15 protein-coding genes are annotated in these 13,214 nt (G+C 68.9%); 11 read left to right on the forward strand and 4 right to left on the reverse strand.

Features of this window, described 5'->3' with window-relative positions; translation table 11 throughout:
* The first annotated feature begins 131 nt into the window (after positions 1-131).
* From QM693_RS18665 to QM693_RS18675, 3 genes are read left to right on the forward strand one after another with little or no spacing between them, the layout of a single operon-like run.
* Positions 132-1,478, forward strand: a complete 1,347-nt coding sequence (locus QM693_RS18665; protein WP_283331952.1) for a M16 family metallopeptidase — start codon at positions 132-134, stop codon at positions 1,476-1,478.
* Between the two features lie 34 nt (positions 1,479-1,512).
* The gene (locus QM693_RS18670; RefSeq protein ID WP_283353113.1) at positions 1,513-2,619 is read left to right on the forward strand and encodes a zinc-binding dehydrogenase; all 1,107 of its coding nucleotides are present in this window, start codon (positions 1,513-1,515) and stop codon (positions 2,617-2,619) included.
* 33 nt (positions 2,620-2,652) lie between these two features.
* Complete coding sequence (locus QM693_RS18675) at positions 2,653-3,093, forward strand: YdeI/OmpD-associated family protein (RefSeq protein ID WP_283353114.1); 441 nt, start codon at positions 2,653-2,655, stop codon at positions 3,091-3,093.
* 21 nt (positions 3,094-3,114) lie between these two features.
* Here QM693_RS18675 and QM693_RS18680 read toward each other — a convergent pair whose 3' ends face one another.
* Entirely contained in the window at positions 3,115-3,600 is a 486-nt protein-coding gene (locus tag QM693_RS18680; RefSeq protein ID WP_283353115.1) for a MarR family winged helix-turn-helix transcriptional regulator, read from the reverse strand.
* An 89-nt stretch (positions 3,601-3,689) separates the two neighbouring features.
* Between QM693_RS18680 and QM693_RS18685 the strand changes: the two genes are divergently transcribed.
* From QM693_RS18685 to QM693_RS18705, 5 genes are all read left to right on the forward strand, one after another.
* A complete protein-coding gene (locus tag QM693_RS18685) occupies positions 3,690-4,307 on the forward strand; it encodes a TIGR03086 family metal-binding protein (RefSeq protein ID WP_280783261.1) in 618 nt (205 codons plus the stop codon).
* Between the two features lie 103 nt (positions 4,308-4,410).
* The gene (dapB, locus tag QM693_RS18690; RefSeq protein ID WP_061701336.1) at positions 4,411-5,169 is read left to right on the forward strand and encodes a 4-hydroxy-tetrahydrodipicolinate reductase; all 759 of its coding nucleotides are present in this window, start codon (positions 4,411-4,413) and stop codon (positions 5,167-5,169) included.
* Positions 5,166-5,645: a hypothetical protein gene (locus tag QM693_RS18695; protein WP_105414531.1), complete on the forward strand. Its 480-nt coding sequence runs from the start codon at positions 5,166-5,168 to the stop codon at positions 5,643-5,645. Before dapB ends, QM693_RS18695 begins: the two co-directional genes overlap by 4 nt.
* Before the next feature lie 29 nt (positions 5,646-5,674).
* Positions 5,675-6,133 (forward strand): flavodoxin family protein, encoded by a 459-nt coding sequence (locus QM693_RS18700; RefSeq protein ID WP_009479998.1) that lies wholly within the window; start codon positions 5,675-5,677, stop codon positions 6,131-6,133.
* Between the two features lie 46 nt (positions 6,134-6,179).
* Entirely contained in the window at positions 6,180-7,412 is a 1,233-nt protein-coding gene (locus tag QM693_RS18705; RefSeq protein ID WP_283353116.1) for a winged helix-turn-helix domain-containing protein, read from the forward strand.
* Between the two features lie 4 nt (positions 7,413-7,416).
* Here QM693_RS18705 and QM693_RS18710 read toward each other — a convergent pair whose 3' ends face one another.
* From QM693_RS18710 to QM693_RS18720, 3 genes are all read right to left on the reverse strand, one after another.
* The gene (locus tag QM693_RS18710) at positions 7,417-7,851 is read right to left on the reverse strand and encodes an SRPBCC family protein (RefSeq protein WP_005240727.1); all 435 of its coding nucleotides are present in this window, start codon (positions 7,849-7,851) and stop codon (positions 7,417-7,419) included.
* A 102-nt stretch (positions 7,852-7,953) separates the two neighbouring features.
* Positions 7,954-8,430 carry a toxin-antitoxin system HicB family antitoxin gene (locus tag QM693_RS18715; protein WP_283331949.1) on the reverse strand — a complete coding sequence of 159 codons (477 nt, stop codon included), beginning with the start codon at positions 8,428-8,430 and terminating at the stop codon, positions 7,954-7,956.
* 27 nt (positions 8,431-8,457) lie between these two features.
* The gene (locus QM693_RS18720; RefSeq protein WP_283353117.1) at positions 8,458-9,285 is read right to left on the reverse strand and encodes a tyrosine-protein phosphatase; all 828 of its coding nucleotides are present in this window, start codon (positions 9,283-9,285) and stop codon (positions 8,458-8,460) included.
* Between the two features lie 193 nt (positions 9,286-9,478).
* On the opposite strand from QM693_RS18720, the gene thyX reads away from it, so the two are divergent.
* From thyX to QM693_RS18735, 3 genes are read left to right on the forward strand one after another with little or no spacing between them, the layout of a single operon-like run.
* On the forward strand, positions 9,479-10,231 hold the full coding sequence (thyX, locus tag QM693_RS18725) for an FAD-dependent thymidylate synthase (protein ID WP_283331948.1): 753 nt from the start codon (positions 9,479-9,481) through the stop codon (positions 10,229-10,231).
* A gap of 43 nt (positions 10,232-10,274) precedes the next feature.
* On the forward strand, positions 10,275-11,183 hold the full coding sequence (dapA, locus tag QM693_RS18730; RefSeq protein WP_005261164.1) for a 4-hydroxy-tetrahydrodipicolinate synthase: 909 nt from the start codon (positions 10,275-10,277) through the stop codon (positions 11,181-11,183).
* Positions 11,180-13,213 (forward strand): RNase J family beta-CASP ribonuclease, encoded by a 2,034-nt coding sequence (locus tag QM693_RS18735; protein WP_283353118.1) that lies wholly within the window; start codon positions 11,180-11,182, stop codon positions 13,211-13,213. The genes dapA and QM693_RS18735 overlap by 4 nt, the downstream gene beginning before the upstream one ends.
* Position 13,214 lies beyond the last annotated feature (1 nt).

Consider the following 13,214-nt stretch of genomic DNA (forward strand, 5'->3'; position numbering starts at 1 on the left):
GCCGTCCTCAGGAACAGCGAGCTGATCGGGCTCACAACCACATCGCCGAGGCTGGTGAGGGACGGCCGGGTGCCGCGTGTAAAGTTTGCCGTTCGACGACGCCCAGCTTTCGAGGACTGCTGAACCACTACATGGCCAAGATCGATCGCAGCCGCACTGCCGCACTGACCCAAGCGCCGACCCTCCACGAGCCGGATGCCGGCGTCCGGCGCACCGTGCTCCCCGGCGGGCTCCGGGTGGTCACCGAATACGTTCCCGGTGTCCGATCCGCGTCCGTCGGCGTCTGGGTGGGTGTCGGATCACGCGACGAGCAGCCCACCGTCGCCGGGGCCGCGCACTTCCTCGAGCACCTCCTGTTCAAGGCCACGCCGTCGCGCAGCGCCCTCGACATCGCGCAGGTGATGGACGGCGTCGGCGGGGAGCTCAACGCGTTCACGTCCAAGGAACACACCTGCTTCTACGCGCACGTGCTCGACGACGACCTGCCCCTCGCGATCGACCTCGTCAGTGACGTCGTCCTGCGGGGCCGCTGCCGGTCCGCCGACGTCGACGTGGAACGCCAGGTGGTCCTCGAAGAGATCTCGATGCGCGACGACGACCCGGAAGACCTCCTCGGCGACGCGTTCCTGACCGCGCTCTACGGCGACCATCCCGTCGGCAGGCCCGTCATCGGCAGCGTCGAATCCATCGAATCGATGACCCGCACCCAACTCCACTCCTTCCACGTGCGGCGCTACACGCCACCGCGCATGGTGGTGGCCGTCGCCGGCAACGTGGAGCACGAACCGACGGTCGAGCTGGTCCGGCGCGCGTTCGCCGGGCACCTCGACTCGGCGTCCGAACCCGCCCCGCGACGCGCAGGCACCCTGCGCCTGCGGACGGGGCCGACCCTCAGCCTGACCAACAGGGACAGCGAACAGGTCCACCTCTCCCTCGGGGTGCGCGCGTTCGGGCGGCACGAGTCACACCGCTGGGCGCTGTCGGTGCTCAACGCCGCGGTCGGTGGCGGTCTCAGTTCCCGGCTCTTCCAGGAGGTGCGGGAGATCCGCGGCCTGGCGTATTCGGTGTACTCGGGCATCGACACGTTCTCCGATACCGGTGCGTTCTCGATCTACGCCGGGTGCCAGCCCGAGAACCTCGGCGAGGTCACCACGGTGATCCGGGAGGTGCTGTCGAACGTGGCCGCCGAGGGCATCACCGACGCCGAGTGCGCCCGCGCCAAGGGATCGCTGCGGGGTGGACTTGTTCTGGGACTGGAGGATTCGGGATCCCGGATGCACCGCATCGGCCGAAGTGAGCTCAACTACGGCAATCACCGCAGCATCACCGAAACCCTGAGCAAGATCGACGCAGTCACCACCGACGAGGTGCGCGACGTCGCGCGAGTGCTGCTGCAACGCCCGTTCGGCGCCGCCGTCGTCGGACCGTATCGTCGCAAGCGTGACCTGCCGGCCTCGGTGCGCGGCATCGTGCGGTAACGAGGATTCGCCGAAACCAGAGGAGAAGCCCGAGATGAAGATCCGTGGAGCGGTACTCGAGGAGATCGGGAGAACCCGCCCGTTCGCCGAGTCGGCGCCGATCTCGATCTCCGAACTCGACCTCGACGAGCCCGGTGAGGGCGAGATCCTCGTCCGGATCGAGGCGGCGGGCCTGTGCCATTCCGACCTGTCCGTCGTCGACGGCAACCGGGTGCGCCCGGTCCCGATGCTGCTCGGGCACGAGGCTGCGGGGCGGATCACGCAACTCGGAGCCGGAGTCGACGACGTCACGGTCGGACAGCGCGTCGTGATGACGTTCCTCCCTCGCTGCGGGGAGTGCGAGGGCTGCGCCACCGACGGCCGGATGCCGTGCGTGCCCGGCACCGGTGCCAACAACGACGGAACCCTGCTCGACGGGGGAGCGCGACTGCACCGCGGCGGCGACACCGTGCACCACCACCTCGGGGTGTCCGGATTCGCAACGCACGCGGTCGTCAACCGCCGCTCGGTCGTTCCCGTCGGCGACGACGTCCCCGCCGATGTGGCGGCCGTGCTCGGATGCGCCGTCCTCACCGGCGGCGGTGCCGTCCTCAACGCGGGCGATCCGCAACCCGGCCAGGCCGTGATGGTCGTCGGGCTCGGTGGAGTGGGGATGGCCGCGATCCTGACGGCGGTCTCCCGGGGTGCCGGCGAGGTCATCGGCGTCGATGCCGTTCCCGAGAAGCTGCAGACCGCACGCGAACTCGGCGCGACGGCCGTCTACACCCCGGCGGAGCTCGAGGAAGCCGGTGTCCGGGCACCCATCGTCATCGAGGCGGCCGGCAACGCGCGCGCATTCGAGTCGGCTGTGCGCGCGACCGCTCCCGGTGGCAAGACGATCACCGTCGGTTTGCCGTCCCCCGACGCGCGGTCGTCGATCTCCCCGCTCACCCTGGTGGCCGAGGCCCGCACCATCATCGGCAGCTACCTCGGGTCGGCGGTGCCGTCGCGGGACATCCCGATCTACGAGGACCTCTGGCGCGCCGGGAAGCTTCCCGTGGAGAAACTCATCTCCTCCCGCATCACCCTCGACGACATCAACCGCGGCATGGACGAACTCGCCGACGGCAAGGCGATCCGGCAGATCATCGTGTTCGACTGACCCGGCGGGCCGGTCGCGGGCAGAATTCTGCCCATGAGGTTTCGCACCACCATCGAGCTCGGCGGCAAGACCGCGACCGGTTTCCGGATCCCCGAGAACGTCGTCGCGGACCTGGGGTCGGGTAAGCGCCCGGCGGTCCGGGTCACGATCGGCGGTCACACCTACCGCACCACGGTCGCGCCGATGGGTGGCGTGTTCATGATTCCGCTCAGCGCCGAGAACCGGGCAGGTGCGGGCGCCGCGGCAGGCGACGAGGTGGACGTCGACGTCGAACTCGACACCGAACCCAGGGTCGTCACGGTTCCACCCGACTTCGCCGAGGCGCTCGACCGGCAACCGGACGCGCGAAAGGCGTTCGACGCACTGTCGTACAGCAACCAGCGGCGGCACGTGCTGTCGATAGAGGGTGCCAAGACGGACGAGACGCGGCAGCGCCGGATCGGCAAGGCCGTGGACGCGCTGCGGCAGGGCTGAAGGGCGCCGGCGCGAATTCCGTCAGGTGGAGTCGGCCGGGCGCCCGGTGACGTCTTCGACCGGCAGTGCCGACAGCGCGATCAGGGCGGACACGAATCCCTTGCGGTCGCGCTCCGGCAACCTGGCCAGGAGCCGCTCCTCGCCTCGCCGGATCGCCGCCTGCGCCGAGTCGCGCACGTCGTGCCCGTCCGGGGTCAGCGACAGCAGGCGGGCCCGGCGGTCCGCGGGATCGCGCTGACGGTCGATCAGGCCACGGTCCTGCAGGTCGTCGAGCACGCCGATGATCCTGGTCTTGTCGGCGCCGATTGCTTCCGCGAGCGCGGCCTGGGTGCGCAGCGGGTGCTCGTCGAGTGCCAGGAGCACGACGTATCCCCACATGGTGAGTCCGTGCTCCGCGAGCACGGGGAGTTCTGCCGCCACCAGCGAACGGTTCAGGGCGGTCGTCATCGCCGCGAGGTCGGGGCGAGTGCGTTCGTGCTGTCCGCTGGTCGGGTCGAGGCTGGGCATATCGCAGAAAATACACCTTGACCAATCATAGGCTGAGGTAGATGATAAGCGGACGCGTATTAATTCGAGTCGAGGACGAGGTGTCGACGATGGATGTGGACGAGGTCCGGCGCTGGGATGTCCGCGCCGTGCAATCGAGTGTGGAGTTCGTGTCGCAGGTGACCCGCGACGATCTGCAGCGCGCGACCCCGTGTGCGCAGTGGACTCTCGGGGAACTGCTGGCCCATATGACCGTGCAGCACCTGGGATTCGCCGCAGCGGCCGCGGGCGGCGGTCCCGACCCGTCGAACTGGCAGCCGCACACGTCGGCGGATCCCGTTGGCGCGTACCGCTCGGCGGCCCACACCGTCATCGAGGCCTTCACAAGGGATGGCGTCGGGGAGCGACAGTTCTGGTTACCGGAGATCAGCACCGAGTTCCCGTTCCCCGCATCCACGGCCGTCGGGTTCCACTTCCTCGACTACGTCGTGCACTCGTGGGACGTCGCCCGGTCACTCGGGCTCGACTTCGCGCCCGAATCCGGCATGGTGGCTGCGGTTCTCCCGATCGCACGACTCGTCCCGGACGGGGCAGACCGGATGCGCGAGGGAGCCGCGTTCGCGCCCGGCCTGCCGACCGACCCCGACTCCGCCGATTTCGACACCGTGCTGTCGCTGCTCGGCCGATCACCGCACTGGCACCCCGAGTACGAGGCCGGCCGCGTCTGACGACGAGACGCAGGTCTCCCGCCCCGCCCCTGCACACCGGCCGGCACCCGGCGATTGCGTAGGCTTTCGGGCGAATCGTTGTGACTGGACGGAGCGTGGAGAAGTGAGCGCAGCAGCACCCATCAGGGTCGGGGTTCTCGGGGCCAAGGGCAAGGTCGGCCGAGCGATCTGCGAGGCGGTGGAGCAGGCACCGGACCTCGAACTCGTCGCGGAGGTCGATCACGGCGACCGGCTGGAGACGTTCGTCGAGGCCGGCACGCAGGTCGTCGTCGACTTCACCCACCCCGACGTGGTGATGGACAACCTGAAGTTCCTCGTGTCCAACGGTATTCATGCCGTCGTGGGCACGACGGGCTTCGACGACGCCCGGCTCGACACGGTGCGGTCGTGGGTGTCGGAGCGGCCCGAGGTCGGGGTCCTGATCGCCCCGAACTTCGCGATCGGTGCCGTTCTCTCCATGCGTTTCGCCGAGGCGGCGGCACGATTCTTCGATTCCGTCGAGGTCATCGAGTTGCATCACCCCAACAAGGCGGACGCGCCGTCCGGCACCGCCTACCGGACCGCCGCGCTCATCTCGGAGGCACGCCGCAAGGCGGGCGTGGGACCGAGCCCCGACGCCACGACCACCGAACTGGACGGTGCCCGCGGCGCCGACGTGGACGGCGTGCGGGTGCATTCCGTGCGGCTGGCAGGTCTCGTCGCCCATCAGGAGGTCATCCTCGGCACACAGGGCGAGACGCTGACCATCCGGCACGACTCGATCGATCGCAATTCCTTCGCCCCCGGCGTCCTGCTCGGGGTACGGGAGATCGGCTCCCGTCCCGGCCTGACCGTCGGTATCGACCCCCTTCTCGACCTGTGAAGGACGGCTCGACCAAGACCGTCGTCACGATCGGACTGCTGGTCGCGGCGCTGGCGTTCTACTTCGTCCTTCTCGGCCAACGCGGGATCGAGCTGATCCAGGACGGCGGAGCGGCCGCGATCGGCCTGGGTGTCGGCGTCCTGATCCTGCCGTTCCTGGGCGCCTGGATCGTCTACGCCACGCTGCGCGCCGGATTCCAGCATCAGCATCTGTCCCGCCGCATCGCCGACGAGGGGCTCGAACTGGATGTCAGCGATCTGCCGAAGCGCCCCTCGGGCCGCATCGACCGGGATGCCGCCGACGCACTGTTCCAGCAGGTCAAATCCGAATGGGAAGCAGACCCGGACAATTGGCGGAACTCGTACCGCCTCGCCCGCGCCTACGACTACGCCGGCGACCGCGGCAGGGCCCGGGAGACGATGAAACGGGCCGTGGAACTCGAACGCGTCGAACGGGAAGGCGAGCCCGGCCGGTAGGAAACGGGCCCGGTCGTACGCTGACGACTGTGAAGTCACTACTCGTCGTCCACCACACGCCGTCGCCGGTGACCCGTGAGTGCCTCGAAGCCGTGCTGAAAGGCGCGCGGGACCCCGACATCGACGGCGTCGAGGTGAAGTCGATCCCCGCTCTCGGCGCGACCGTGCCCGACGTCCTGGCAGCAGACGGGTTCCTGTTCGGGACGTCCGCCAACTTCGGGTACATGTCCGGTGCGCTGAAGCATTTCTTCGACACCGTCTATTACCCGTGCCTCGACGCGGTCGCCGGCCGCCCCTACGGGCTCTGGGTGCACGGCAACAACGACACCGCCGGGGCCGTGACATCGGTGCAGAAGATCGTGACCGGGTTGGCACTCACGCAGGTGGCCGAGATCCTGGAACTGACCGGATCGCTCGACGCGAGCGCACGGGAGCGGTGCTACGAACTCGGCGCGACGGTCGCGGTGACGCTGGCCGAGGACGCCTGACGGTCGCGGCCGGCAACGTGTCGGTGGTTGATGGCAGGCTGCGGGCATGCGTGAGATGACCGCAGCCGCGGCCCGGAGATCGGCGCTCTGGGCGCAGGGGTTCGCCGACCGGAAACCGGCTGGGGCGCCGACACGCAGGCACGTCCGTTCGGTCCTCGACCGAGTGCGGCTGTTCCAGATCGACTCGGTGTCGGTGGCGGTGCGCGCCCACTACGTCCCGCTGTTCAGCCGTCTCGGTGTCTACGACCGCGGGCTGGTCGATTCGGCGGCGTGGTCGCATTCCGCCCGCGCACCCCGGATGCTGGCGGAGTACTGGGCCCACGAGGCAGCGTTCATCCCCGTCGAGGACTGGCCGCTGATGCGCTGGCGGATGCACCGGTACCGGCACGGTCGCTGGTCCGGCGAATCCCGCGTGCTCGATCGCAATCCCACGCTCGCCGCCGACGTGCTCGACGTGATCGGCGCCGTCGGTGCGTGCAGCGCGAGCGACGTGGAAAAACACCTCGAGGTCGACAAGCCGGACCGCAAGGGGCCGTGGTGGGATCGCAGCGACACCAAAGTGGTGTGCGAGCAACTGTTCGCGTCCGGCGCACTGGCGGTGGACAAGCGGGTCGCCTTCACCCGTCACTACGACCTGAGCGAACGTGTGCTGCCGAAAGCGATACTCGCCGAGGAAGTCTCGGAGGACGATGCCGTCCGTGGCCTCGTGCAGCGGTCCGCGCGGGCCCTCGGTGTGGCCACCGAACCCGACCTCCGTGACTATTACCGACTGTCGCCGGCGCAGACCGCCTCGGCCATCGAGGAACTCGTCGAGGACGGGGTGCTGGAACGGGTGGGAGTCCGCGGCTGGGATGCGCCGGCATTCGTTCACCGCGACGTCCGGGTTCCCCGGAAGGTGGAGGGTGCGGCGCTGTTGTGCCCGTTCGATCCGCTGGTCTTCTGCCGTCCCCGGACCGAGCGGATATTCGACTTCCGGTACCGCCTCGAGATCTATACCCCCGCGCACAAACGTGTCCACGGGTACTACGTCTTTCCGTTCCTGCTGAACGGTGAACTGGTCGCGAGGGTCGATCTCAAGGCCGACCGTGCGTCGGGAACGCTCGAGGTGCGATCTGCGTTCGTGGAACCCGACCGGAATCCGGGGCGTGTGGTGGAGGCACTGCACCCGGAACTGCGAAGAATGGCAACGTGGTTGGGTCTGGACGACATCCGGGTGGACGATCGCGGCAACCTCGGTGCCCTCCTCGCGGCCGCGGCGGCGCGGCCGCGAGGAGAGTGAGGAACTACAGGCTCTCGACGAACTTCGTCAGACCCTTGCTCGCGGTCTCGAGTGCCGTCTTCTGCGCCTTCTTCACGAGGAACCCGGGCAGCGGGATCTTCGGGTCGACCGTCAACTCGAATGTGACCTTGGTGCCTGCGCCGGACTCGGTGAGAACGTACGAGCCGTCCTGGGCGTTCTGCTGGCCGCTCTCGACGAGGTGCCACGACACGGTGTCGTCGCCCTCGAACGTGTAGTCGACGACCTGCTCGTCGCTGATCCCGAGGATGGAGACGCTCATCCGGACTCGATGGGGGCGGCCGTCGTCGTGTGTGCTCTCGATGGTGACCGACTTGTGGGCCGAGGACCACTCGGGCAGGCGATCCACCGCAGCGATCGCGGCCATCACCGTGGCCGGATCGGCCTTGATCTCGAATTCCTTGACGCCGGAAACGGCCATGTTCTTCGCTCCTTCGAGCCCGTGGCGACTCTCACCGTGTGGCTGATGCGACGTAATTACATCACCGCCGCCGACGGGCGCGTGGAGTGAGTACGCAGGTGCTCAGAAATTGTCTCTCCCGCTGCGGCGCATCTGGTCCTTGAGCGCGCCCTGGACCGCCTGCGACACCCAGGAATTGAGCGACACCCCGTTCTGGGAGGCGGCCTCCTCGGCCTTCGACTTGATCTGATCCATCAGACGCAGAGTGACGCGGCTGATGTCACCGGTGACGTCATCGAAGGCGGCACCCAGGTCCTCGGCAGTCGTGGTCCCGTCCCCGTCCGGCCCCGGCGCGGTGGGGGTGCGATGCACGTCGACCGCCACCTCGCTGCCGTTCAGACGCACACCGACGCTGCGATTGCCCAGCTCGGACGACACTTCACCCGCGAAATCGGTGAGCGCCGAGAGCAGAAGGAGCCGGGCGGCGGGTTCAATCGCGGCGGCGAGCGCCGACGCGGTCGCCCGCGTCTGCTCGTCGCCGAGTGCGGCTGCCGCGTTCAGGTCGTCTTGCAGCCGGGAGACGTAGTTGCCGAGGTCCATGACGCCATCATGGCGTCATAAGTGACGTCAGTCAAGCAGTCGTGACTTCAGCCGGGCGATGTCGCCCTCGGACAACTTCAGCCCCTCCGACACGTAAGCGTCGAAGCTGCCGTAGGTGGCGACGGCCGTGTCGAACGCGATGTCGAGCCACGCCTGGTCGACGCCGTCCAGTCCAGGATGCTCCGGATCGGCGCCGCGGTAGGTGTTGCTGAGCAGATAGTCCGCGGTCACCGCCTCGCGCGGGACCCCGAGGAGGGTGAGCAGCACGGCCGTCGTCCACCCGGTGCGGTCCTTGCCAGCGCTGCAGTGGTAGATCACGGAGCCGTCGGACGCCGCGATGTCGTGCAGAACCGCCGAGAACGCCTCGTTCGCACCCGGTCCCGTCACGAAGGCGCGGTAGGCGGCGGGCATGTCGACCAGAGTGGTGATCGGTGACTGCCCGAGCACGTCGTACCAGTTCCCGGCTGCCCCGGCCGGAAGCCGATCCGGTGCGAGCGTCCGCTCGTACGTCGTGCGGAGGTCGTCGACGATCGTGACGTTCGAGGCTTCGAGTCGCGCGAGGTCGCGCGGGGTCAGCCTGTCCAGCGCGTCCGTGCGGAACACCAGACCGGAGCGGACGACGGCGCCGTCTGCCGTCGGGTATCCACCGATGTCACGGGCGTTTCGGGCGCCCTCGAGCCCGAGCGAGCGCTGCACGGCCGTGTGTTGTGCCGGACTCTCGGCAACCGACGGTCCCGTCGCGGGCGGTCCGGCGAACGCCGGGGGAGCGGCCCCGAGAACCGCTGTCCCGAGAACTGCTGTCCCGAGAACTGCGATCACGACGGCGCGGCGCGCGCGGCCTGTCCGGTACTGCACAGGAAGTCTCCCTCGCGAATCTGCGGCACCACCGACAGTGTGGGCGAGACGAGACTGACACGCGCGGGTGAACACACGGGAACCGGGCCGTTGCCGGAACGGGGCACGCCGAGCCCCCGATCACCGCTGCGACTAGGGTCGATGCATTCAGGAGGGACTCCCGACCAGGGAGTTCGGTAGGAGGAACAGCGCAGTGCCGCAGACCGTGCCGCTCAGGGTGCAACTCGTCGCGAAGACGGAGTTCTTTCCGCCGGCGGACATTCCGTGGGAGACCGACGCCGACGGCGGCGAAGCGCTGGCGGAGTTCGCGGGACGGGCGTGCTACCAGAGCTGGTCCAAACCCAACCCCCGCACCGCGACGAACGCCGGATATCTGCGCCATCTGCTCGAGGTCGGGCACGAGTCGGTCCTCGAACACGGCACCGTCAGCTTCTACATCACCGGCATCTCCCGGTCCTGCACCCACGAGTTGATCCGGCACCGCCACTTCTCCTACTCGCAGCTGTCGCAGCGCTTCGTGCGGGAGAACGACGGCAATGTCGTCGTCCCTCCCGCGATCGCGGGCGACCCGGAACTCGAGGAGCTGTTCGCGAAGGCCACCGACGCGAGCCGGGCGGCGTACGGCGAACTCCTCGCGGCCCTCGAAACGAAACTGGCGGACACCTCCAGCGTGCCGCTGCGCAACAAGCAGGCGAGGCAGGCCGCGAGGGCCGTCCTGCCCAACGCCACGGAGACCCGCGTGGTGGTCACCGGCAATTACCGGGCGTGGCGGCACTTCGTCTCGATGCGCGCCACCGAGCACGCCGACGTGGAGATTCGCCGCGTCGCGGTCGAGTGCCTGAGACAGCTGCAGGCGGCCGCGCCGAATGTCTTCGGCGACTTCGAGGTACTGGTCTGGGGCGACGGCACGGAGGTGGCACGGAGCACGTTTTCCGCCGACGCGTGACGGGTGTGCAAAAGTACCTGGGTCACCGGGTAGCCTTCTGACCATGACCTACGGTGATTCCGCTTCTCCCGTCGAGCGTCCGTTCGGCACCGTGTCCACAGCGATGGTGACGCCGTTCACCTCGGACGGAAAGCTGGACGTCGACGCCGGTGTCCGCCTCGCGGCGTACCTCGTCGACAACGGATGCGACTCCCTCGTCCTCGCCGGGACGACCGGTGAGTCGCCGACGACCACCGAGAACGAGAAGCTCGAGCTGCTCCGGGCAGTGATCGACGCGGTGGGCAACCGCGCGAAGATCATCGCCGGCGCGGGCAGCAACGACACCGCGCACAGCGTCGAACTCGCCCGAGACGCCGCCCGCGCGGGCGCGCAGGGCCTCCTCGTCGTCACCCCCTACTACTCGCGTCCGCCGCAAGCCGGACTGTTCGCCCATTTCACCGCCGTCGCCAACGCCACCGACCTTCCGGTCATGCTCTACGACATTCCACCCCGCTCCGTGGTCCCCATCGAGACCGAGACCATCCGGCGCCTCGCCGAGAACCCGCGCATCGTCGCGGTCAAGGACGCCAAGGGCGACCTCAACGCAGGCGCCGAGCTGATCGGCACGACGGACCTCCAGTTCTACTCGGGTGACGATCCACTCAACCTGCCGTGGCTGTCGGTGGGCGCGACGGGATTCGTCAGCGTCATCGGGCACCTCGTGCCCGGCCGGTTGCGCGAACTGCACACGGCGTTCGCGGCCGGTGACATCGCCCGCGCCCGCGCGATCAACCTCAGCCTGATCCCGGTCATCCGCTCGGTGGCGCGTCTCGGCGGCGTCAGCGCGTCGAAGGCGGGTCTGCGCCTGATCGGCCTGGACGTCGGCGAACCCCGGTTGCCGCAGGTGGCACCCACCCACGATCAGCTCGACCTGTTGGCCGCCGATCTGCACGCTGCGGGGGTGCTCGCGTGACCCGACCGCCTCGTCGTCGCAGTGCCAGCCGCCAGGCCGGTCCCCCTTCCCCCATCGCAAGCGAGCCGCCGAAGTCGGCGCCCCCGGCCACCGAGCCGCCGGTTGTCGCCGAGCCGCCGAAGTCGGCGCCCGTCGTCGCCGAGCCGCCGAAGTCGGCGAAGTCGGCGCCCGTCGTCGCCGACCAGCCGTCGGCTCCGAAGTCGGAGCAGGCCAAGTCCGCGCCCGTGAAGACCTCCTCCACGAAGGGCGGCGCCGCCAACAAGTCGTCGTCCCGCTCCGGCAGGCGCGGCGGCGGCAACAAGCGTCAGGACACGCGGCCGGCGTCGGTCGATCCGACAGCCCGGCTCGGTGCCCCGCCGAAGGCTCCGTTCAAGGGTCTGCGAGTGGTGGCGCTGGGCGGTATCGGCGAGATCGGTCGCAACATGACCGTCTTCGAGCACCAGGGCAAGCTGCTCATCGTCGACTGCGGTGTGCTGTTCCCGGAAGACCAGCAGCCGGGTGTCGACCTGATCCTCCCGGACTTCCGGCACATCGAGGACCGGATGGCCGACGTCGAGGCCGTGGTCCTCACGCACGGCCACGAGGACCACATCGGCGCCATCCCGTTCCTGCTGCGCCTGCGGCCGGATCTGCCCGTGGTGGGTTCGCGGTTCACGCTCGCGCTCGTCGCGGCCAAGTGCCGTGAGCACCGCCAGCGCCCCAACCTCGTCGAGGTCGTCGAGGGGCAGCGCACCGATCACGGTCCGTTCGAGTGCGAGTACTTCGCCGTCAACCACTCGATCCCCGACGCCATCGCCGTCGCGATCCGGACCGACGCCGGCGTCGTGCTGCACACCGGTGACATCAAGCTCGACCAGCTTCCGCTCGACGGCAGGCTCACCGACCTCGCGGGCTTCTCCCGTCTCGGCGACGAGGGAGTCGACCTGTTCCTGGTCGACTCCACCAACGCCGAGGTGCCGGGATTCGTCACCCCCGAACGTGAGATCGGGGGAGTGCTCGACAACGTCATCGGCAAGGCCAAACAGCGCGTGATCGTGGCCTCCTTCGCCAGCCACGTACACCGCATCCAGCAGGTGGTCGACGTCGCCCACCGGTACAACCGGCGGGTGGCGTTCGTGGGCCGGTCGATGGTCCGCAACATGCAGATCGCGCAGGATCTCGGATACCTGACCGTGCCGGACGGCCTGGTGGTCGACATCGACACCGCGGCCAACCTGCCCGACGATCGGCTCGTCCTCATCTCCACCGGCTCGCAGGGTGAACCGCTGTCGGCGTTGTCGCGGATGGCCCGCGGTGAGCACCGGCAGATCAACATCCGGGCGAACGATCTCGTCGTGCTGGCGTCCTCGCTGATCCCGGGCAACGAGAACTCCGTGTTCGCCGTCGTCAACGGGCTCGCCAAGCGCGGCGCCACCGTCGTCACCCAGCAGAGCGCGAAGGTGCACGTCTCCGGTCACGCGTCGGCGGGCGAGCTCCTGTACCTGTACAACGCGGTCCGGCCCACCAACGCCATGCCGGTTCACGGCGAATGGCGTCACCTGCGCGCCAACGCCGCCCTCGCGAAGGCCACCGGCGTGCCGGAGGACCGGATCGTGCTCGCCGAGGACGGCGTGGTGGTCGACATGGTCGACGGTCTCGCCGAGATCGTCGGGCAGGTTCCCGTCGGGCACGTCTACGTCGACGGACTGTCCGTCGGTGACGTCGGCGACTCCACGCTGTCGGACCGGCTGGTCCTCGGTGAGGGTGGATTCATCGCCATCAACGTCGTCATCGACGACCACACGGGTCGTGCGGTCAGCACCCCCGAGGTGTCCGGACGCGGATTCTCCGACGACCCCACGGCCCTCAAGGATGCGGCTCAGCTGGTCGAGGCGGAACTCCTGCGACTGGCCACCGAGGGCATCAACGACGCTCACCGCATCGCCCAGGCGATCCGGCGCGTCGTCGGCAAATGGGTGGCGGACAAGTACCGTCGCCGGCCGATGATCGTCCCGACCGTCATCGCGGTGCCGTCGGCCGAGGGCAAGTAGT

The sequence above is a fragment of the Rhodococcus sp. IEGM 1305 genome (assembly GCF_030058635.1).
GTDB classification, from domain to species: domain Bacteria; phylum Actinomycetota; class Actinomycetes; order Mycobacteriales; family Mycobacteriaceae; genus Rhodococcus_F; species Rhodococcus_F opacus_D.

Bases quoted from the DNA above. Each gene is read 5' to 3' on its own strand.
- QM693_RS18710 (WP_005240727.1), bottom strand. From the start codon at position 7,851: ATGGCCGTTTCCGGCGTCAAGGAATTCGAGATCAAGGCCGATCCGGCC.
- QM693_RS18685 (WP_280783261.1), top strand. From the start codon at position 3,690: ATGGATGTGGACGAGGTCCGGCGCTGGGATGTCCGCGCCGTGCAATCG.
- QM693_RS18705 (WP_283353116.1), top strand. From the start codon at position 6,180: ATGCGTGAGATGACCGCAGCCGCGGCCCGGAGATCGGCGCTCTGGGCG.
- QM693_RS18715 (WP_283331949.1), bottom strand. From the start codon at position 8,430: ATGGACCTCGGCAACTACGTCTCCCGGCTGCAAGACGACCTGAACGCG.
- dapA (WP_005261164.1), top strand. From the start codon at position 10,275: ATGACCTACGGTGATTCCGCTTCTCCCGTCGAGCGTCCGTTCGGCACC.
- QM693_RS18670 (WP_283353113.1), top strand. From the start codon at position 1,513: ATGAAGATCCGTGGAGCGGTACTCGAGGAGATCGGGAGAACCCGCCCG.
- QM693_RS18665 (WP_283331952.1), top strand. From the start codon at position 132: ATGGCCAAGATCGATCGCAGCCGCACTGCCGCACTGACCCAAGCGCCG.
- QM693_RS18680 (WP_283353115.1), bottom strand. From the start codon at position 3,600: ATGCCCAGCCTCGACCCGACCAGCGGACAGCACGAACGCACTCGCCCC.
- QM693_RS18675 (WP_283353114.1), top strand. From the start codon at position 2,653: ATGAGGTTTCGCACCACCATCGAGCTCGGCGGCAAGACCGCGACCGGT.